We start from the raw sequence: 20,532 nt of genomic DNA, 5'->3' as shown, positions 1-20,532 counted from the left end.
CTTACTGAATATTGATTAGCATAATGTGATTATACCATACATAAATATTATCTTTAGTTAGTAGGTAGAAAAATGTAGCTAAAATTATAGCTGGTCCAAAGGGTATTATATTCGTCCTGCGTGCCACTAGATTCACAATGATTGCAATGATTATTCCAAATAGACAACTAGCAAATATAGTATATAAAAGTATCGGATAACCAAACCAAGCTCCTATTGCTGCTAAGAGTTTAAAATCACCGTAACCAAAGCCTTCTTTACCAGTAAAAAATTGATATATCCAGAAGACACTCCATAGTGAAAGATATCCTATTATAGCACCCCAGATGGATAGTTCTAAAGTTGTAAAGACACCGTAATAATTAAATATTATTCCTATCCATAAAAGTGTTAACGTAAAAGAACCAGGTAGTATCTTATGTTTGGCATCTATAAAAAATAATGGGATAAAAAAAACACTTAAAAGAATAAGAGCTAAACTTTGTATGTTAAATCCAAAGTAATAAAATATACCAACAAAAGTAATTGCCGTAATAAATTCAACTAAAGGGTATTCAAAGGATATTTTTTCATGACAGAAATAGCATTTTCCCCTTAAAATGAGCCAACCTAAAATAGGAATATTATGGCGATATTTTAGTTTATTATTCCATTTTGGACATTTTGGACATTTTGGACATTTTGATGGAGTTAATAAACTAAAGTTTTCACAAGGCTCTTCTGGTAAATTTAATATTTCCCGAGCAATAGCTTTCTCTTCAGAAAAAAGTTTATTTGGAACTCTATAAATTACTACATTCAAAAAACTACCAATAGCAGCTCCAAATAGAAAAATAAAAAGAAATACTATATAAATATCATAATGCATAAATTTTATTTACTATCTTTTTTATTTACTACACCATTCTTAGGTCTTAGCTTATTTACACCATCAATAGCTGCAATACGATAGGCCTCAGCCATAGTAGGGTAGTTAAAAGTTGTATTTAAAAAATATTTTATTGAATTGTGTTTACCTGGCATAGATTTAATAGCTTGTCCAATATGGATAATTTCAGATACTCTATGGCCAAAAGTATGGATTCCAAGAATTTCAAAAGTTTCTTTATGAAATAGTATTTTTAGCATACCTGTTACGCTATTTGATATTTGAGCACGAGCTAAATCTTTAAAGTATGCGCGGCCAACTTCATAAGGGATATTTTCCTTAGTTAATTGCTCCTCTGTTTTCCCAATACAACTAATTTCAGGACGAGTATAAATTCCAGTTGGAATATCTTCAACTAGCTTATCATTACATGAGCCATCTATGATATGCGTTGCAGCAAATCTACCTTGGTTAAAAGCAGATGATGCTAAAGATGGAAAACCAATTACGTCACCAACCGCGTAGATATTTTCTTGTGTAGTTTGGTAATTGTCATTTATTTGAACAAGTCCTCTTTGAGGATTATATTCAACACCAATTTTATCTAGATTTAATCCTTCTGTATTACCAGCTCGACCTAAAGCAAATAAAACATAGTCAGATTCTATAATCCTACCAGAGTTAAGAGTGATAATTACCTTATCTCCCCTAGCTTTAATACTTTTATATGTCTCATTATGAATTAGATGTATTTTTTGATTAACTGTAAAGTGGTTAGTAAGAGTTTCGATAATTTCATTATCTAGAAAAGACATTAGCTTATCTCTAGTATTTATAAGATTCACTTGAATATTAAGTGTTCCTAATATAGATGCATATTCGCAACCGATTACACCAGCACCATAAATTGTAATAGACTTAATTTGCTTGTCTTTTAGCTCTAAGAGTTTATCGCTATTTAGAATTCTAGGATGTGTGAAGTCTATATCGTTAGGGTGGTATGGACGAGATCCTGTAGATAAGATAAATTTCTTAGCAGTAATAATTTCTGTAGAACCATTTTTGCGTGAAATTTTTATTTTATGTTTATCAAGAAAACTAGCAAAACCATAAAATACATCAATTTCATTTTCAGCATAACGATTTTTTTTAATTTCTCTTTGTTTTAAAACAATTTCAAAGGATGTATCAAGCATTTCAGGAAAATCATAATGTTTGTCATTATGCCAAATTTCACGTGAAAGTTGTCTTAAAGCTTTACTTGGAATTGTACCCCAGTTATTACAGCCACCACCAATGGCATCATCTTCAATAATGGCTACTTTTTGGCCATTCCTTGTTGCTTTCATAGCGGCACCTTCTCCACCAGGGCCACTACCTATAATAATAATGTCATAATTGTATTCCATGGTTTAACTCCACACCAAGTTTGCATCTAGAATTTATAAACAAAATAATAACATAGTATAAGCGTATATTAAGTATAATTTGATTAAATTATTTATATTTTATAAGCATTTCGGTAATTTTTTTAGTAGGTGATACTATTTGATCTACACCTATGTTGTTAGCTATGCTAATACTTTCATTTTTATCTAACTTAATAGATATTTTAGGTTGAGCTTCTTTATGAAGTTCTTTCAAAACTTCTTTTATAGCTAATAAAGTCAAAATATTATCAGAGTCTTTTTCATTAAGGATAAAAATACTTTTTGCAGCAGCTATATTTGCTTTTTTGAGAGCATCATAATCATATGATTCAGCATCTATAAAGTGTTTTTTTGTTCTACATCTATATTCACAAACTTCTGTAGATAATTTTTTTCAATAACTACAAGGTTATCAATATCAGATTCTAAATAATCTTTTATTAAACATTTAGTAATTTCTGTATAACCACAAATTATGATATGACCTTTCATAAAAAGAACTCCATCTTTTTGTTTAAATTTTTCAGTAATTTTACCAATAATACTACCTGCTGATACGGTTATAATTGTTGCAAATAGTCCAATACCCATAATCATAATAGATACTGTAAAAAGTTTTGCTTCTTCTGTTAGTGGATGTATATCTCTATATCCAACAGTACTAAATGTGACTATGGTAAAGTAGATAGCATCTGAGATAGTTTTTATACCATCAAATTGATCTTTTAAATAATAAAGTCCTATAACACTATAGCCAATGGCCAATAAAAATGTGATTGCTAAAACAAACTGATAAAAAGTAAGTTTTTTTGAGTTTTTTTTATCAAAAGTTTTTCTAAAAGTTATTAATAGAATGATTTCTATAATATGTGTAAAGAATGCAATATTATATGAAATATTTCTATCTTGGATATAATCACCAACTATCGATAAACAAATGAAAATAACAGCTAAAAACCAAAAAGATCTTTTTCTAAGATAAATGCCTCGAGCAATTATTATCATGAAATACCCAAGGATAAGAGGTAAAAATACTCCTAATCCAGTATTGTATTTCATGCCAATATCGTACAGATCTGAGGGAATGTTTGTATCTAGATTAATTGAAAAAATTCTATTAATGATTGGTATAGCAACTGCTAATATAGTAATAAAACCATTTAATGTTAGAGTTATAGAAATGAAAAGAGGTATATATTTTGAGTATTTTTTTCTAAGAGTCATTAACAAAATATCTAGCTAGCATGGGTTAATTGATAAAATTATAAAATATAGATTAGATAAAATATAGATTAGATAAAATATAGATTAGATAAAATATAGATTAGATAAAATATAGTTAATATGTTCTATATATTTAACTTCTAGACATAAATTTTATTAATTAGTGTGAGTTTTCTTTGATATACGCTTCAAATTATTTAAAGAAAATACTCAATCAATCTAAATTCTATGATTTCCCGTAGCTTACTACGTTTAGATTATAACTTTGAGTGATGGAATATTTTCGTAATACCTCACCTGTTTACAGCGGAGATAGAAAATATAACTTAAAATATTTTATTGTTTGCTAGGCATTTTTTAGTTCCTTTTCATTTTTCAAAACCAATAAACTACATTTGGAACTCTCTTTTAATTATTGTAAACTTCCAGAATGTAATACTAGCAATATATAAGAACAGAATACGTATCAAGAAAATAATTGTAATAGATGCTGGTTTTGTAGGTATTAACTTTCTTAGTAAAATAGCTAAACAAAGCAAGAAAAAATATCAGATAGAATTCTTTGATAAAAATAACCATCATGTTTTTCAACCAATGTTGTATCAGGCAGCTACTACTTTTATACCTCTTAATAATGTTGTGGTGCCAATTAGAAAGCTAGTATCACAGAGTAATATTAAGTTCAATATGGAGGAGGTTATAGATATTTTGCCTAATCAGCAGATAATTAAAACATCAAAAAACTCATATTTTTATGATTATTTAAACTGTCCCTGTTATTCAATACCACTTTATAAAATATTTTTATTCCTTGCTTTTATGCAGCATCTAAAATACCAGAATATACTTCATCAGGAGTCATATATCCAATACTAGAATGTAGTCTTTCATTGTTGTAAATATCAATATATTCTTTGATACCTACTTTAGCCTCTTTCATAGTTATATATGATGCCGGATAAACATTTTCATATTTCAGTGTTCTCCAAAATCTCTCAATTGCAATATTATCTATAGATCTTCCTTTAGCATCCATAGATATATTTATTTTATTATCAGATAATATTTTAATATGCTCTTTTGCTGTATATTGAGTTCCTTGATCAGAGTTAAAGATATCAGGTTTACCATATTTAAATAACGCTTCTTTTAACACACTAGTTGTTAGATGTGTATCCATAGTATTAGAAATCTTCCAAGCTAGTGTTTTCTTGCTATGCCAATCTATTATGGCTACTAAATATGCATACCTACATTCTAGTCTAATATACGTGATATCAGCACTCCATACCTTATTAGCTTTATCTATAACAACCTGATTCGTCTCATTTTTAAATACATTAAGTAAGTATGGATATTTCTTGTGTTGCTTATTAATGACAGTTGTCTTTTTTTTAGGATACAATGCCTTAATACCCATGAATTCCATAGCACTTTTGATTAGCTTCCTTCCAACTAGAAATCCTAATCTATTTAGCAACTTTACTAGCCTTCTCGTACCATAATATGGATGTTTAGTATGTATCAAATCTATTGCATTTAATAGTCTAATATCATCATTACTACTAAATTTTGATATTGGTGTATAATAGTACACACTCTTAGATACAGATAATAGTTTAAGCTGATTATTTAAAGATAATTCTAGCTTAGTATCTACAGAGTTTACTCTATCATTTGATGATACCAAGCTTTTTAGCTTTCCCATTAAAAAATCCCTCTCTACTATTACCTCGCCTAGTTCTTTACTTGTTGCATCTTTATCTTTTCTAAGCTCATCTATTTCCTGCTTATACTCCTTAACAACAGAGCTTTTATCAAATGCTAAGCAAGCATTAGATAAAAATTGCTGCTTCCAATTATGCACGTTTTTAGGAAGTAAATCATACTTACTTGCTATCTCATTAACTGTCATATCGCCTTCTAGCAATTCTATAATTACTTTAGCTTTAAAATCAGCTGTATACGTTACTCTTTTTTTACTCATTTATCTATTTCCTAATTTATCTAGTTAACTTTAACATCTAGGAATAAAAATCTTTCTAAAATCAGTAGCTTTTTCTGGGGACATTATAAAATAATGAGACAGCCTTTATTAAGCAAGGTGAAAGATATTCCTTATAATCAATCAACAGCATCAGGTGCAGCATCTATTGCTTTCCAAGAGGCTGTTTTAGAACTTCAAGTAACTCCTCAAATTGCTCCAGATGGCAATATAGTTATGGATCTACTAGTAACAAAAAATAGTGTCAACCCAACAACAGCTACAGGAGCTGGTAATCCTCCTGCAATTAACAAAAGAGAAATAACTACCAAAATAATGACAAAAAATGGTCAAACAGTAGTTATAGGTGGCATATATGAGAAAAAACAAAGTGAGACCCGTAATAAAATTCCTATTTTAGGAGATATTCCTTATCTTGGGTATCTGTTTAGTTATACGAAAATAACAGATACAGATACAGAACTTTTAATATTTATAACACCAAAAATTATAGAAACAAAAATACAAAGATAATAGTATATAATAGTTGCAAAAATATAGATATTTAGGTATCTTATATAGCTATAATTTTTATATAAAAGGGGTGATTAGTAACTAACTATCACAGTGTATAATCAATTTATAATTTTGAGTCAAAAATGATAAGAACAAAAAATATTTTCTTAATAGGTCCCGTTGGTGCTGGAAAATCTACTATAGGTAAGCAGTTAGCTAAAGAATTAAAACTAGAATTTGTTGATTCTGATGAAACTATTGAAAAAAAGTGTGGTGTGGATATTAATTGGATCTTCGATTTAGAAGGCGAAGATGGTTTTAGAAATCGTGAAAGAGATGTTATTGCTGAGATTTTAACAGAAAAGCAAAATATAGTTTTAGCAACAGGTGGTGGAGCTATACTAGATTCAGATACAAGATCTTTACTCTCATCGCGAGGTAAGGTTGTTTATTTAGAAGCGACTATCGAGCAGCAACTAGAAAGAACAGCAAAAGATACTAAAAGGCCTTTATTAAGAGTTGATGATAAAAAGCCTGTTTTAGAAGAGTTAATGACTGAGAGAGAGCCTCTGTATAAAAGTATTGCAGATGTTGTTGTTGAAACAAATGGTGCAACGGTCAAAAATATCGTTAATAAGATATCTACATTTTTAGTAGAAGAAACAATCCTGTGATAGATAAATTACAAGTAATTCCAACATCTAGTGAAAAGTATGAAATAGCGATTGATTCTTCACTAGATTTTTCATACATAAATAAACATATAACCGATAAGCAAGTTCTTGTTGTAACAAATACTACTATAGAAAAGCTATATTTGAAAAATGTTTTGGATCATGTATCTAGAAAGACAAATGTGAGAACTTGTATTCTAGAAGATGGCGAACAATATAAATCGCAGCAAAGTTTGGATAAGATATTAACTTCTTTATTAGAAAATAGGTTTACTCGCTCTTCTACAGTACTTATTGCTCTTGGTGGTGGAGTAATCGGTGATATTACGGGGTTTGCAGCTGCAATTTATCAGCGTGGAGTTGATTTTATCCAAATACCGACTACTTTACTTTCTCAGGTTGATTCTTCTGTTGGGGGTAAAACAGCTATAAATCATACTTTTGGAAAAAATATGATTGGAGCTTTTTATCAGCCCAAACTTGTTTATACATCAGTAGAGTTTTATAAAACTTTGCCTGCAAGGGAGTTTATTGCAGGTATGGCTGAGGTAGTAAAATATGCTTTTATCTCTAAGGATTTTTATAATTGGCTAAAATCTAATAGGCAAGAAATATTAGAAAAAGATCAAGAAACTCTAATAGAAATGATAAAGAGAAGTTGTCGTATAAAAGCTCAGGTTGTTGCAGAGGATGAAAAAGAGTTAACAGGTGCTAGAGCTATTCTTAATTTTGGTCATACTTTTGGTCATGCTATTGAAAAATGCCAGAAATATCGTGGGTTAAAACATGGTGAGGCAGTTGGCATTGGTATGGCTCAAGCTATTGATTTTTCAAGTTTTTTGGGTATGTTAGGTTATCAAAAATCTAAAGAATTTAAAGAGTTTATTACTAGTTTTAATATATCTATAGATTTCCCTAAAGATATAGATAAAAAAGAGTATCTTGAAGCAATGCTTTTAGATAAGAAAAATAGTAGTAAAATGCTTAAATTTATGTTAATTAATGATATTGGTGATTTACAATTATTAGCGGAGTCTCAAGATAATCTTCAAGGATTTTTAGAAAATTAAATTGATCTATATAAACTATAATTTTAGTGAAATAATATAACTTTGTTGAACCTGTAACTAAGACTATATAATCTTAGTTTAACTTTTACTATCTATTAAGTTTCTTGTAGCTTTTTTTAGCTCATTTCTATAATAATCTAGATTTCTAGATGATTCATCTTTTAGGTCTTTTATCTGTTGAGTCAAAAAAGTTATCTGATTTTCTAAACTTTCTTTTAAATCAGATATTCTTTGCTTTGATTGTTCTTGGACTAGGTCACAATATGATTTTGCATCTTTAGCTAATCTTTCAGCTGTTTCACGACGTATGCTTTCTTTAACTAAAGCTGAATAGAGCTTTTTGATTTTTATTTCATCGTTTTGTTCGTTTAATAGAGTAGACCACTCTTCTGATATGTTACTAAACAGATCTAGCTCATCAATTTCTTGAAGTATTTTTATAGCATTTTGACTAATAGCCATTAGATTTAAGTCCTTATAATTTTTTTGATAAAACTGTTTATAGAGAAAATTAACAGTCAACTTGAATTTTTTTGTGAAACTAATCAAATAATACATAATTGTTTGGTTAATTTAAAGAGTGATTTTTTAAATAATTTGGTGAACTATATTGGTTGTGTAATCTGTATGGTATAAACTAGTGTAATTCTTGTATTTATAATCTATTAAATATGTTAATAAACAACGATAATCTTATATTTAGTTCTGCTGAAAAGATAAAGTATTCAGCAAGAAGAGGCATGCTTGAGCTTGATATAATATTAGCTCCATATTTAAACAATTATTATATGAAAGAGAGTTTAGAAAATAAAAGACTTTTTGTTGAATTTTTAACAAGTGAAGATAATGATATATTTGATTGGTTATTTAAAGGACTAGAAGCTCCAAAAAAATATCAAGAATTAATAGAAAAAATTGTTAATGAAAAGAAAAGGTTTAATGAAAGTAATTTAAAATAGAATAAAGGGAAGTCTTATGAATAACCTACTAAATCATACTGGTGAGTATCCTATTTCTAAGGAAATAATGAATATTTCTCAATACTGGCTCATAAATGAGAAAAAAGCAGTGACAAATCTTGTTGAGAAAGCACAGATTTCAAGTGTTTCAAAAGCTAAAGTTCGTGAGAAAACTTATAATCTGGTTGCCCAAGTTAGAAAGAATAGGCTTAAAAAATCTGGTATAGATGCATTTATGATTGAGTATGATTTATCTTCAGAAGAAGGTATAGTACTTATGTGTTTAGCTGAGGCATTATTGAGAGTACCTGATAAATATACTATAGATTTACTTATTAAAGACAAGTTGACGAGTGCTGCTTGGAAAGAGCATGTTGGTATGGAAAAACATTTATTTGTTAATGCTGCAACATGGAGCTTAATGTTAACTGGTAAGATTTTAAAAGATAGCAGAGGCTCTTATAGAAAAATTTTCCAAAATTTTGTTAAAAAAAGTAGCGAACCAGTGATTCGTCAAACGATGAAGCAAGCGATGAAGATCATCGGTAAACAGTATGTGCTTGGTGAAAAAATTGAAGAGGCTCTAAAAGTATCACAAATTAAAGTAGATAAAGGTTATAGCTACTCTTATGATATGCTTGGTGAAGCAGCTATGACGATGAAAGATGCTGAATACTATTATAATCAGTATCTACATGCTATAAAAGAACTAGCTAAATATGCTGTTAATAAAGAGATCAAAAAAAACCCAGGTATATCAGTTAAGTTATCGGCGTTACATCCTCGTTATGAAGTCATTAATCATCAAAGAGTTCATGCTGAAATATATCCTAAATTACTTGAGCTAACAGAGTTAGCAAAAAAATACAATGTTGGCATGAATATTGATGCTGAAGAAACAGAGCGACTTCAGATATCGCTAGAACTAATTGAGAGATTAGCACATGAACTATCATTAGAAGGTTTTGATGGTGTTGGTATTGTTGTTCAAGCATATCAAAAGCGAGCTCCTTATGTTCTGGATTACTTAGCAAATCTTGCAAAGAAAACTAATCGTAGATTTATGGTGCGTTTAGTAAAAGGGGCTTATTGGGATGCTGAAATTAAACATGCTCAAGAGCAAGGTTTAGAAGGATATCCAGTATTTACACGTAAATATCATACTGACGTATCATATCAAGCATGTGTAAAACAATTGTTTGAAAATCATAAATATATTTATCCACAATTTGCAACTCATAATGCTCAGACGGTGGCTGTTGTAATGGAGCTTGCTGGTGAAATTAAAGATTTTGAGTTTCAATGTTTACATGGTATGGGTGACCCTTTATACGATAATATAGTTGGTAAGGATGATTATGAAGAAATACCTTGTAGAATATATGCTCCTGTTGGGGGACATAAGCATCTACTAGCATATTTGGTTAGAAGACTTCTAGAAAATGGTGCAAACAGTTCTTTTGTTAATAGAATTGTTGATGAGAATTTACCAATAGAGGAATTAATAGAAGATCCTATTAAAAAAGCTATTGATCATGGCTGTGGACAGCACCCAAATATTCCTTATCCAAAAGATATCGTTGCTCCTAGATTAAATTCGCAAGGTTATAATACTAATGATTTTGCAATTCTGGAGAAAATGCATAATGATATAGAAAAATATACTTCTAAAAACACATATAAAGCAAAACCAATAGTCTCTAAAGTTAAGTCTGATAAAGAGACAGCTAAGGATGTTATAAATCCAAATACAAATGAAGTTATTGGTAGTGTAATTAATGCTGATGCTAGGATGGTGAAAAAAGCATTAAAAAATGCTCAAAGTTCATTTGAAAGTTGGAATAATACTCCTGCTATGCAAAGAGCAGATATTCTAGAACGTTTTGCAGATCTTTTAGAAAAAGATACTAATGAGTTTATTGCTATAGCAATGATTGAAGCAGGTAAAACTCTATCAAATGCTATAGATGAGGTTAGAGAAGCTGTTGATTTTTGTCGCTACTATGCTGATCAAGCACGAAAAGAATTTGATGGTCCTATAGATTTACCAGCTCTATCTGAAAATTTAAAACAAATTGAATTTAGCGGAAGAGGAGCTATGGTATGTATTAGTCCATGGAACTTCCCATTAGCTATATTCTTAGGACAACTTACAGCCGTTCTTGCTGCTGGTAATACAGTTGTAGCTAAACCTGCTGAACAGACATCAATAATTGCATACAAAGCGGTTAAACTTTTATTTAAAGCGGGTCTTCCAAAAGACGTATTACAGTTTACTCCTGGAGATGGAGCTACAGTAGGTAGTGCATTAGTTAAAAGTCCAGTTTGTAAAGGTGTTATCTTTACAGGTTCAACAGAGGTTGCAGCAATCATAAATCAAACTTTGGCAAATAAATCTAGTGAGATTGTTCCATTTATTGCTGAGACGGGTGGTCAAAATGCGATGATTGTTGACTCATCATCACTTCCTGAGCAAGTTACTGCTGATGTTATGCGCTCAGCATTTGATAGTGCTGGTCAACGTTGCTCAGCATTACGTATTTTATGTCTTCAAGAAGATATTGCTGATAATTATATTAAAATGATAGTTGGAGCAATGAAAGAGCTTAAAATAGGAGATTCTAAGTATATTGATACTGATGTTGGGCCTGTCATTGATAAAGAGGCTGCTGATAATCTAAATGCTTATATTGAACAGAAGAAAAATCAATTTAAGTTAGTATATCAATCTCAGCCAAATGAAAATACACAAAAAGGCACGTTTGTAATGCCTACAGCTTTTGAGATAAATAAATTATCTGATTTGGGCAAAGAGCAGTTTGGACCAGTTTTACATATATTGAGATTTAAGGCTAATCAGCTAGATATTCTTATTAGAGATATTAATGCTACAGGATATGGCCTGACAGCTGGTGTACATAGTAGAATTAATGAAGTAATGAACTATGTTAAAAACAACATCAAAGCAGGAAATGTTTATGTAAATAGAAATATTGTAGGTGCTGTTGTTGGTGTTCAACCATTTGGTGGTCAAGGTAAGTCTGGAACTGGACCAAAAGCTGGTGGACCTTTCTATATGCATCGTTTAGCAAATGAGAAGTTGTCTGGTGTTGGGGCTGTTGAAGAGGTTTATAATCCTGAAAAAATAGCTAATGATGAGAAGACTGTTAACAAACTTATAAAAAATAATTATACTATAGCAAGTATTATCAATGGTGAGAAAGTTAAAAAAGGTAATACCGGAGATCTTAAAGCAGCAAATGAAAAAGTTATAGGTAAAACTTTCTATGTATCAGTTAGTGCTGTTGATAGAGCAATAGATATAGCTAATAAAGAAGCGGATATTTGGAATTCTATTAATGCTGAACAAAGAGCTGAGATTATTGAAAAGTTCTTAGGATTATTAGAAAAAGAACGTAAGCTTATTGCATCATGCCTTGTTGTAGAATCGAATGTTTCTGTGGAAGATGCGCAAATTCAGATAGATAAAACTATTCAGCAAGTAGCATACTACTGTTTACAGGCTAAAAAAGAATTTTCTTACCCTCAGATCTTACCTGGGCCTACTGGTGAAATAGATGAGTTAAGCTTAAAAGGTCGTGGTTTGGCTGTAAGTATATGTTCTAGCTGTGATCAATTGATTAGATTTGTTGGACAAACTACTGCGGCATTATTATCTGGTAACACAGTAATTGCTAAACCAGCATATACTGGTAAATTAACAGCTTATAAGATTGTTGAATTAATGCTTAAGGCAGGGATAAGCTCGAAGGTTATACATTTAGTATTATCTGATAAAGAAGAAATATCATCAGCTTTATTTTTTAATAGTAAAGTAGCTTTAGTAACATTCTCCGGCAGTGTATCAGCAGTTAAACAAGTTCATCAGGCTTTAGCATTGCGTCGAGGAGCTATAATACCTTTTGTTGCAGAAAGTGTTGTAGAAGAGGGTAAGCGTACGAGCTTAGCAATAGAAACAGCATCTCCTTTATACTTACGTAGATTTGTTGTAGAAAAAACAGTCAGTATTGATACTACAGCTTCAGGTGGTAATGCTTCTTTAATGAGTTTAGAAGAATAAAAAGCTATTGCAAACTCATTTTCTTAATGATAATTTAAATCTTATAACCTTAATATCTAATAGAATATTAATTCTAATTTTATTAGATAAACTTGTTTAATTAGGTTAGCAATTTTGCTTCTCTATAGAGTTTTTAATTCAATATAAGGAAAAAAAATGAGTAATAATGTATCTATAAAAAAGATGTCATTGTTTAGTGCCATATTAATTGGCGCTACTTCAATGGTAGGGTCTGGCTGGCTTTTTAGTGCCCAATTAACTGCCAGAAATGCCGGCAACTGGGCATTTTTAGCATGGATTCTTGCAGCACTACTGGTTTTAATGATCTCTCTTTGTTTAGGTAAAGTAGTATCTATGTATCCTGTTAGAGGAGCTACTACTCGAGCAAGCGCAATATCACATAACAATATTTTTGCAATGCCTTTTGCTTTTGCAAATTGGTTTGGTATTGTTGTTGTAATATCCTCAGAAGCTCTGGCAACTACTCAGTATCTTGCAGGTGTCAAATCTATGGATTGGCTTATGCATAATAATATTTTAACTATAGCTGGTACAGTTTTTTCGTTGTTTGTGTTAGTCATATATCTGATTATTAATTTTTATGGAGTTAAGCTTTTATCGAGAGTTAATAATGCTATTACAATTTTCAAAATGGCTGTTCCTGCAATTATTGTTTTAATATTTGTGACTTATTCATTAATGCATAGTTCTAATCATGTAAGTATGTTCGCAGCAGATATTCCGGGTAATAGTCAATTTGGTTTTACATCTGCTCTGACAGCAATTGTTGCAGGTGGTCTTATTTATACATTTAATGGTTTTCAAACGGTTGTTGCTTATGCAAGTGAAGTTGAAAATCCAGGTAGAAATGTACCATTAGCGATTGTATTAGCTTTAGCTTTAGTGTTGGTGTTATACCTTAGTTTGCAATATGCATTTATGCAGGTGGTACCGCATGACTATTTAGTGAGTAAAGGTGGTTGGGCTGGCTTAGATTTTGAGTCACCATTATTACAACTAGCAACGATACTTGGCTTAGGGTATATATCAATATTACTAATTATTGATAGTGTTATTAGTCCATCAGCTACAGGCTATAGTTATTTAGGCGCTTCATCTAGAATGTTATATGCGATGTCTTCAGAGGGGCAAATGCCAAGATTTTTTGCAAAAATAACTCCTGTTGTTAATATCTCGCGTAGATCTTTAATAGCTAATTTTATATTAGCTTCAATATTTTTGCTTTTTTCAGATAACTGGACAGCATTAATGCTTATTGTAACAGGATTTCATATTATAGGATATATGGCAGCTCCAGTTAGTATGGGTGCATTAGCGCCACGTACTAGGTTATATGGTTTGATTGTGTTTGTAATATTAGCGTTGCTTTTGAATACTGTTGAGACACAAACTAATATTAATATGAGCATTACCTTAATAGTTCTTATGACAATATATGGAACTATTGAATTTAGAAGGGTAGGTATTAAAGATCTCTTATATTTAGCTTCACCTTTTATAATATTTTTATGTATAACTTCTCCTTTTAATAGCTATATTGTAAATGGAATTTTGGGGGTTATATTTTACTGGTTTGTCACAGATAAGCGGTACGTTGCATTTTGTAAAGCTACTGCTAATGAAAAAAATATTATTATAGATTAAAATAGCGAATCTTGCCTAGTTATATCCCACCTTACAATCTATAATATAGACTTAATATTATATAGATTTTCTTTTAAAATTAATGAAAAATACAAAATGGATTCTTCTTATTCTATGTTTAGGATATTTTATTGATTTCTATGATCTTACTGTATTTAGCGTATCTTATGTTGATATATTTAGACAGCAGTTTAATATGCATGATTCAATAAAGATACAGCAAATGTATTATCTAATTAATAATATTCAAATGACGGGCATACTAGTTGGAGCTATAGCTTTTGGAATATTAGCAGATAGATTTGGCCGTATAACAGTTATTAAATATAGTATTTTACTTTATTCTTTTTCTACCATATGTTGTATTTTTGTGACTAACCTTCATATATTTATGTTACTTCGATTTTTAGCTTATCTTGCTTTAGCTAGTGAATTTGCTGTTTCAAGTGTTTTAATAGTTGAGTTTTTTCCACCTAAAATGGCAGCGTGGGGAATGAGTCTTTTATATATTTTAGGAGTTTTTGGAGGTATTGTAGCTACATTATTTGGTGTTTTTTCATATCAAATAATGTTCGTGTTTGGAGGTTTAGCTGGATTAGCTATATATCTATTTAGAAGAGTATTGGAAGAATCTCCATATTTTATTGAACTATATAAATCAGATAGGTTTAAAAATGCAGGCAGTATAGTTTTTCTATTTAAAAATTATAGCAAACCTTTAGTATTAAATTTTTTAATTACATTACCATATTTTTTTGTTATTACAGTAATGTTCGCCTTAGTGAAGTTTATTGCATCAGATGTCGATTTTGCCACTTTAGTAAAGGTATTTTTATTTGGATTCTTTATAGGGAATATTATTAGCTGTATTATTAGTGGTTTTTATAATCAGTATTTTAAATCTCCAAATTTATTTTTTATGATAAACATTGTTATATTTCTAATAAGCATTTTTTGCTATAAATATATATCAAGTGATACTATATTTTTCTATGGGATACTTATTGGTCTTATTGGAGGAGGATATAATATTATGTGGTCCCAGTATGCCGCAACAGAGTTTCCAACGGAAGTACGCTCATTGGCTTGTAATATGATATTTGCACTAGGAAGAACTAGTAGTATTTTCTTTGGAATTATTTTTGCTTCTTGGCTTGCTAGTGAACAAGTATTTAGACAAAATGTAAATATATTAGCAGTTGCTGTTGCGATTATGGTTTTATTAATAATTCTTTTTTATAAAAGAAAAAAGATTTTGAATAAGTAGAGAATATTTTATGGCAAGCAAGATTCTATTTGGAATTACTGGAAGTGTATCAGCTTTTAAAACTATAAATTTAATACGACTTTTTATTAAAAATGGAGTTCAATGTAGAGCTATTGTTACAAAAGGAGGTCAACAATTTATTAAGCCTGAGTTGCTAGTAGCTCTTGGATGTAATGTTTATACTGATGAGTCACTAGATATGTATGACTATAATCAAAGTATGGGACATATAAAGTTATCACGTTGGGCTGATAAAATATTTATAATACCAGCTTCTGCCAATACTATAGCAAAATTAGCTACCGGCTTTGCAGACGATCTACTTAGTCAATGTATATTGGCTAATAGACAAACTAATAAAGTATTTTTTGCTCCTGCTATGAATGTAAATATGTGGCAAAACCAACTAACTCAAGAAAATGTAAAAAAATTACAAAATTTAGGCTTTAATTTAATATCCCCAGATAATGGATTACAAGCTTGTGGTGATATTGGAGGTGGTAGATTACATGAACCAGAAGAGTTATTTAAGCTACTATCAGTTGCTCAAGACTTCAAAGATAAAAAATTTTTGATAACAGTTGGTGCTACCGTTGAAGATATTGATGGAGTTAGATATTTGTCTAATTATAGCTCTGGAAAAATGGGGTTTGCTCTAGTAAAAGAGTTGCTTGATAGAGGCGCTATAGTAACAGTGCTTAAAGCAAAAACTTCAGTCGATTTAACTTTAAATCATGATAATTTAAATACTATTGAAACGTTAAGCGCTGATGATATGAATCAGGCAATGCTACAACAAGCTAAGGATAGTGATATCTTTATTGGATGTGCAGCAGTAGCAGATTATAAAATAAAAAATAAGTTTGATAATAAAATAAAAAAAATGGGTGAAAGCTTAACTTTAGAGTTTATAAAAAACCCAGACGTCCTTGCAAACTGTAAAAAATATTATTCTAATATATTTGCTATAGGATTTGCAGCTGAATCACAAAATATAATTAAATATGCTCAAGCAAAATTAGTAAAGAAAAATTTAAATATGATTGTTGCAAATTCAACAAATGTTTTTGGTAAAGATAATTCTTCTGTAACAATCTTATCAAAAGAGAAAAACAAAGAGTATACTAATAAAACAAAATTAGAAATAGCTAGATTAATACTAGATTTCGCTAAGGAGATAATATGAGCACTAAAGAAGTCTACATAGCTAATAAGCCATATAATTTAATAACATTTAAAAATGATAATGTTGAGATTACTCTTTTAGATTTAGGAGCTGTTATATATTCACTTAAAACAAAAGATAAAGATGGTAGATTAGAAAATATAGTATTACAGTATCAAGATATTCAAGAATACTTAGATAATCCATCATATTTCGGAGCAACTGTTGGTAGAGTAGCTGGTAGAATTAAAGATGCTAAAATTATTTTGAATAATAAAACATATTCTTTAGAAAAAAACTATCAAGATAAGCATACTCTACATGGTGGATTTAATTGTGTAACACATCAAAAATTTGATTTTAAAATTATAAATAGTAATAAAGTTAGATTTACAAATATACAAAAGTCATCTATTGATAGATTTCCAGGAGATGTAACTATTAATGTAACTTATGAGTTATTAGAAAATTCTCTAGTTATAAGTTTTGATGCTATATCCAATGCAGATACTGTTTTGAATATGACTAATCATTGCCATTATAATTTATCAGGTAATTATAAAACAACTATTGTTGATCATGAACTTAAGATACCTGCTACAAAATTTATTAATGTAGATAGTGATTTAATACCTACAGAAATAGTTGACCTGCCAAAGGAAATGGATTTTAGTACAAAATCAAGAATTGGTGATAAATTAAAACATCAAAACTCTGAATATTTCCGTAAAGGAGGAATTGATCATTGCTATGTTGTTGATGGTGCAATTACGCTTGAGAATTATGATAATGGTAGAAAGTTAAAAGTTTCAAGTTCATATCCAGCTATGCAGATTTATACATGTAATTTTAGTAAAGGGCATGTTCTTTCAAATGGTAATGTATTAAAGCAGTACGATGCTATTTGCTTTGAACCTCAATATGTTGGAGCATTTGATGGTAATTATGATAATCATCCAGCTAAACTAAAAAAGTATCAAGAATATAAACATTTTATAAAACTAGATTTTTAGCTTAGCTCTAGCTGATAGATTAAAGTAACTTTTTTCAACTTAGGTGTCATGTGTGCTAACGAAATTTAAGTGAATATATTAATTATACATTTTATTTAAAGATAATAATTATTTTCAATAGTAAAGAGCATTATTACCAAGTTCTCTTTCTATCTCTAGTAGGCGATTATATTTTGCAATACGTTCACTACGACACGCTGAACCAGTTTTTAGATGCCCACCATCCATAGCTACAGCAAAATCAGCTAGAAAATCATCTTCTGTTTCACCAGAACGATGAGATATAAAATAGCGCCAGCCATTGTCACGACACATTCTCACAGCTTCTATAGTTTCTGAAACAGTGCCTATTTGATTTAACTTTATTAATGCTGAATTTGCTGTTTTCTCTTTTATACCGCGGGCTATGTACTTTGTATTTGTTACAAATATATCATCGCCAACAACTTCAATATAATTACCCAGTTCAGCTGTAAAGTTTTTAAAACCTATCTAGTCAGCTTCAGATAAAGGATTATAATGTCCCCAGAAAAAGCTACTGATTTTAGAAAGATTTTTATTCCTAGATGTTAAAGTTAACTAGATAAATTAGGAAATAGATAAATGAGTAAAAAAAGAGTAACGTATACAGCTGATTTTAAAGCTAAAGTAATTATAGAATTGCTAGAAGGCGATATGACAGTTAATGAGATAGCAAGTAAGTATGATTTACTTCCTAAAAACGTGCATAATTGGAAGCAGCAATTTTTATCTAATGCTTGCTTAGCATTTGATAAAAGCTCTGTTGTTAAGGAGTATAAGCAGGAAATAGATGAGCTTAGAAAAGATAAAGATGCAACAAGTAAAGAACTAGGCGAGGTAATAGTAGAGAGGGATTTTTTAATGGGAAAGCTAAAAAGCTTGGTATCATCAAATGATAGAGTAAACTCTGTAGATACTAAGCTAGAATTATCTTTAAATAATCAGCTTAAACTATTATCTGTATCTAAGAGTGTGTACTATTATACACCAATATCAAAATTTAGTAGTAATGATGATATTAGACTATTAAATGCAATAGATTTGATACATACTAAACATCCATATTATGGTACGAGAAGGCTAGTAAAGTTGCTAAATAGATTAGGATTTCTAGTTGGAAGGAAGCTAATCAAAAGTGCTATGGAATTAATGGGTATTAAGGCATTGTATCCTAAAAAAAAGACAACTGTCATTAATAAGCAACACAAGAAATATCCATACTTACTTAATGTATTTAAAAATGAGACGAATCAGGTTGTTATAGATAAAGCTAATAAGGTATGGAGTGCTGATATCACGTATATTAGACTAGAATGTGGGTATGTGCATATTTAGTAGCCATAATAGATTGGCATAGCAAGAAAACACTAGCTTGGAAGATTTCTAATACTATGGATACACATCTAACAACTAGTGTGTTAAAAGAAGCGTTATTTAAATATGGTAAACCTGATATCTTTAACTCTGATCAAGGAACTCAATATACAGCAAAAGAGCATATTAAAATATTATCTGATAATAAAATAAATAAATCTATGGATGCTAAAGGAAGATCTATAGATAATATTGCAATTGAGAGATTTTGGAGAACACTGAAATATGAAAATGTTTATCCGGCATCATATATAACTATGAAAGAGGCTAAAGTAGGTATCAAAGAATATATTGATATTTACAACAATGAAAGACTACATTCTAGTATTGGATATATGACTCCTGATGAAGTATATTCTGGTATTTTAGATGGGGTTCTATTCAGGAAGGTACGGAATTTCCGCGAGCATAGCTGTAATTACTGCTATACATAGCTTACAGCCGACAAATTGATTTTATCAACATAAAACTATAATCTCATAACCCCTTATAAACAAAGGCTTTACAGTTCTTCGGGTTTTCATACTTTATACTTAGGTTATCTTATACATGGAGATTTTGTTTTAATTTACGACTAACTACATAGTTATTTAGTCCTATATGGTTAGATAATCCTAAGTAATTAGCAATTTTTCTAACTGAAAGCCCTAATAAAAGTAACTCTTTGATTTTATCAATGTCATCATCAAATTTACTTCTTTGAATTGTTCCTTTTGGCTTACCTAGTTTTATACCTAGTGACTTTTTGGTTGCCAGAGCCTCTTTTGTTCTAGAACTAATAAGATCTCTTTCTAATTCCGAAAATAGAGAAAACATGGTGACCATTACCTTAGAAGCCATATCATGAGCTGTTATATCTAAACCTTGTTTGATAGCGATTAGACGTATTTTATTTTTAATAAGCTGATTCACTAAGTCAATAACCTCAGATGTGCTTCTTCCTAATCTACTTAATTCAGTAATAATCAAGGTATCAGTCTCTTTCAGCTTTTCTAATAGTTCCTCTATCCTTCTGCTCTTAATTGATTTTTTTGATGAAACTTCAACTTCTATAAATTTGGTTATATTTAAATTATGCTTTCTAGCATATTCAAAAATTTCAAGCTTTTGATTCTTGATATCCTGCTTGCTAGTAGAGACCCTAATATAAGCAATAATTTGAGACATTTTAACTACTGGTAAGGATTAATGTAAAATATTACTTATAATTATACAATATAG

18 protein-coding genes and 2 pseudogenes are annotated in these 20,532 nt (G+C 29.9%); 12 read left to right on the top strand and 8 right to left on the bottom strand.

Features of this window, described 5'->3' with window-relative positions:
• Window position 1: 1 nt before the first annotated feature.
• The 4 genes from CDV26_RS06825 to CDV26_RS06810 all read right to left on the bottom strand — a co-directional run bounded on the left by CDV26_RS06825 (window position 2) and on the right by CDV26_RS06810 (window position 3,522).
• The gene (locus CDV26_RS06825) at window positions 2-868 is read right to left on the bottom strand and encodes a prepilin peptidase (RefSeq protein ID WP_088772641.1); all 867 of its coding nucleotides are present in this window, start codon (window positions 866-868) and stop codon (window positions 2-4) included.
• A 5-nt stretch (window positions 869-873) separates the two neighbouring features.
• On the bottom strand, window positions 874-2,277 hold the full coding sequence (gene sthA / locus CDV26_RS06820; RefSeq protein ID WP_088772640.1) for a Si-specific NAD(P)(+) transhydrogenase: 1,404 nt from the start codon (window positions 2,275-2,277) through the stop codon (window positions 874-876).
• A gap of 88 nt (window positions 2,278-2,365) precedes the next feature.
• Complete coding sequence (locus CDV26_RS13160; RefSeq protein ID WP_245806564.1) at window positions 2,366-2,593, bottom strand: hypothetical protein; 228 nt, start codon at window positions 2,591-2,593, stop codon at window positions 2,366-2,368.
• Window positions 2,594-2,634: 41 nt separating this feature from the next.
• Window positions 2,635-3,522 carry an ion channel gene (locus CDV26_RS06810; RefSeq protein ID WP_088772638.1) on the bottom strand — a complete coding sequence of 296 codons (888 nt, stop codon included), beginning with the start codon at window positions 3,520-3,522 and terminating at the stop codon, window positions 2,635-2,637.
• A 465-nt stretch (window positions 3,523-3,987) separates the two neighbouring features.
• Here CDV26_RS06810 and CDV26_RS06805 point away from each other — a divergent pair.
• Window positions 3,988-4,287 (top strand): annotated as a pseudogene (locus tag CDV26_RS06805) (NAD(P)/FAD-dependent oxidoreductase); the annotation flags it as partial.
• 52 nt (window positions 4,288-4,339) lie between these two features.
• Here the strand turns inward: CDV26_RS06805 and CDV26_RS06800 are convergent.
• Complete coding sequence (locus CDV26_RS06800; RefSeq protein WP_088772637.1) at window positions 4,340-5,509, bottom strand: IS3 family transposase; 1,170 nt, start codon at window positions 5,507-5,509, stop codon at window positions 4,340-4,342.
• 89 nt (window positions 5,510-5,598) lie between these two features.
• On the opposite strand from CDV26_RS06800, the pseudogene CDV26_RS06795 reads away from it, so the two are divergent.
• From CDV26_RS06795 to aroB, 3 genes and pseudogenes are all read left to right on the top strand, one after another.
• A pseudogene (locus CDV26_RS06795) lies at window positions 5,599-6,040 on the top strand (type IV pilus secretin PilQ family protein); the annotation flags it as partial.
• Window positions 6,041-6,165: 125 nt separating this feature from the next.
• Window positions 6,166-6,696 carry a shikimate kinase AroK gene (aroK, locus tag CDV26_RS06790; RefSeq protein WP_088772636.1) on the top strand — a complete coding sequence of 177 codons (531 nt, stop codon included), beginning with the start codon at window positions 6,166-6,168 and terminating at the stop codon, window positions 6,694-6,696.
• Entirely contained in the window at window positions 6,693-7,766 is a 1,074-nt protein-coding gene (aroB, locus tag CDV26_RS06785; RefSeq protein ID WP_088772635.1) for a 3-dehydroquinate synthase, read from the top strand. Before aroK ends, aroB begins: the two co-directional genes overlap by 4 nt.
• Before the next feature lie 78 nt (window positions 7,767-7,844).
• Here the strand turns inward: aroB and CDV26_RS06780 are convergent, their stop codons facing one another.
• Complete coding sequence (locus tag CDV26_RS06780) at window positions 7,845-8,228, bottom strand: kinesin (protein WP_088772634.1); 384 nt, start codon at window positions 8,226-8,228, stop codon at window positions 7,845-7,847.
• Between the two features lie 209 nt (window positions 8,229-8,437).
• On the opposite strand from CDV26_RS06780, the gene CDV26_RS06775 reads away from it, so the two are divergent.
• The 6 genes from CDV26_RS06775 to CDV26_RS06750 all read left to right on the top strand — a co-directional run bounded on the left by CDV26_RS06775 (window position 8,438) and on the right by CDV26_RS06750 (window position 17,916).
• Window positions 8,438-8,725: an FAD assembly factor SdhE gene (locus tag CDV26_RS06775; RefSeq protein ID WP_088772633.1), complete on the top strand. Its 288-nt coding sequence runs from the start codon at window positions 8,438-8,440 to the stop codon at window positions 8,723-8,725.
• A gap of 16 nt (window positions 8,726-8,741) precedes the next feature.
• Complete coding sequence (putA, locus tag CDV26_RS06770) at window positions 8,742-12,806, top strand: bifunctional proline dehydrogenase/L-glutamate gamma-semialdehyde dehydrogenase PutA (protein ID WP_088772632.1); 4,065 nt, start codon at window positions 8,742-8,744, stop codon at window positions 12,804-12,806.
• A gap of 156 nt (window positions 12,807-12,962) precedes the next feature.
• Window positions 12,963-14,471, top strand: a complete 1,509-nt coding sequence (locus CDV26_RS06765; protein ID WP_088772631.1) for an APC family permease — start codon at window positions 12,963-12,965, stop codon at window positions 14,469-14,471.
• An 82-nt stretch (window positions 14,472-14,553) separates the two neighbouring features.
• Window positions 14,554-15,738 carry an MFS transporter gene (locus CDV26_RS06760; protein WP_088772630.1) on the top strand — a complete coding sequence of 395 codons (1,185 nt, stop codon included), beginning with the start codon at window positions 14,554-14,556 and terminating at the stop codon, window positions 15,736-15,738.
• Between the two features lie 10 nt (window positions 15,739-15,748).
• Entirely contained in the window at window positions 15,749-16,924 is a 1,176-nt protein-coding gene (coaBC, locus tag CDV26_RS06755; RefSeq protein ID WP_088772629.1) for a bifunctional phosphopantothenoylcysteine decarboxylase/phosphopantothenate--cysteine ligase CoaBC, read from the top strand.
• Window positions 16,921-17,916, top strand: a complete 996-nt coding sequence (locus CDV26_RS06750) for an aldose epimerase family protein (protein ID WP_088772628.1) — start codon at window positions 16,921-16,923, stop codon at window positions 17,914-17,916. The genes coaBC and CDV26_RS06750 overlap by 4 nt, the downstream gene beginning before the upstream one ends.
• 114 nt (window positions 17,917-18,030) lie before the next feature.
• Here the strand turns inward: CDV26_RS06750 and CDV26_RS06745 are convergent, their stop codons facing one another.
• On the bottom strand, window positions 18,031-18,348 hold the full coding sequence (locus CDV26_RS06745; protein WP_245806563.1) for a phosphopyruvate hydratase family protein: 318 nt from the start codon (window positions 18,346-18,348) through the stop codon (window positions 18,031-18,033).
• Between the two features lie 171 nt (window positions 18,349-18,519).
• Here CDV26_RS06745 and CDV26_RS06735 point away from each other — a divergent pair, with 171 nt between their 5' ends.
• Together CDV26_RS06735 and CDV26_RS13155 are read left to right on the top strand one after the other, a co-directional pair.
• Window positions 18,520-19,272, top strand: a complete 753-nt coding sequence (locus tag CDV26_RS06735) for an IS3 family transposase (protein WP_245806407.1) — start codon at window positions 18,520-18,522, stop codon at window positions 19,270-19,272.
• The gene (locus tag CDV26_RS13155; protein ID WP_245806406.1) at window positions 19,251-19,745 is read left to right on the top strand and encodes a DDE-type integrase/transposase/recombinase; all 495 of its coding nucleotides are present in this window, start codon (window positions 19,251-19,253) and stop codon (window positions 19,743-19,745) included. The genes CDV26_RS06735 and CDV26_RS13155 overlap by 22 nt, the downstream gene beginning before the upstream one ends.
• Before the next feature lie 109 nt (window positions 19,746-19,854).
• Here CDV26_RS13155 and CDV26_RS06730 read toward each other — a convergent pair whose 3' ends face one another.
• Window positions 19,855-20,478: a recombinase family protein gene (locus CDV26_RS06730; RefSeq protein WP_088771897.1), complete on the bottom strand. Its 624-nt coding sequence runs from the start codon at window positions 20,476-20,478 to the stop codon at window positions 19,855-19,857.
• Window positions 20,479-20,532 lie beyond the last annotated feature (54 nt).

The sequence above is a fragment of the Francisella halioticida genome (genome assembly GCF_002211785.1).
GTDB classification, from domain to species: domain Bacteria; phylum Pseudomonadota; class Gammaproteobacteria; order Francisellales; family Francisellaceae; genus Francisella; species Francisella halioticida.
This window is presented reverse-complemented; position numbering and strand designations above follow the sequence as displayed.

Bases quoted from the DNA above. Each gene is read 5' to 3' on its own strand.
- CDV26_RS06825 (WP_088772641.1), bottom strand. From the start codon at position 868: ATGCATTATGATATTTATATAGTATTTCTTTTTATTTTTCTATTTGGA.
- sthA (WP_088772640.1), bottom strand. From the start codon at position 2,277: ATGGAATACAATTATGACATTATTATTATAGGTAGTGGCCCTGGTGGA.
- CDV26_RS06810 (WP_088772638.1), bottom strand. From the start codon at position 3,522: ATGACTCTTAGAAAAAAATACTCAAAATATATACCTCTTTTCATTTCT.
- CDV26_RS06800 (WP_088772637.1), bottom strand. From the start codon at position 5,509: ATGAGTAAAAAAAGAGTAACGTATACAGCTGATTTTAAAGCTAAAGTA.
- aroK (WP_088772636.1), top strand. From the start codon at position 6,166: ATGATAAGAACAAAAAATATTTTCTTAATAGGTCCCGTTGGTGCTGGA.
- CDV26_RS06780 (WP_088772634.1), bottom strand. From the start codon at position 8,228: ATGGCTATTAGTCAAAATGCTATAAAAATACTTCAAGAAATTGATGAG.
- CDV26_RS06775 (WP_088772633.1), top strand. From the start codon at position 8,438: ATGTTAATAAACAACGATAATCTTATATTTAGTTCTGCTGAAAAGATA.
- putA (WP_088772632.1), top strand. From the start codon at position 8,742: ATGAATAACCTACTAAATCATACTGGTGAGTATCCTATTTCTAAGGAA.
- CDV26_RS06765 (WP_088772631.1), top strand. From the start codon at position 12,963: ATGAGTAATAATGTATCTATAAAAAAGATGTCATTGTTTAGTGCCATA.
- CDV26_RS06760 (WP_088772630.1), top strand. From the start codon at position 14,554: ATGAAAAATACAAAATGGATTCTTCTTATTCTATGTTTAGGATATTTT.
- coaBC (WP_088772629.1), top strand. From the start codon at position 15,749: ATGGCAAGCAAGATTCTATTTGGAATTACTGGAAGTGTATCAGCTTTT.
- CDV26_RS06750 (WP_088772628.1), top strand. From the start codon at position 16,921: ATGAGCACTAAAGAAGTCTACATAGCTAATAAGCCATATAATTTAATA.
- CDV26_RS06735 (WP_245806407.1), top strand. From the start codon at position 18,520: ATGAGTAAAAAAAGAGTAACGTATACAGCTGATTTTAAAGCTAAAGTA.
- CDV26_RS13155 (WP_245806406.1), top strand. From the start codon at position 19,251: ATGTGGGTATGTGCATATTTAGTAGCCATAATAGATTGGCATAGCAAG.
- CDV26_RS06730 (WP_088771897.1), bottom strand. From the start codon at position 20,478: ATGTCTCAAATTATTGCTTATATTAGGGTCTCTACTAGCAAGCAGGAT.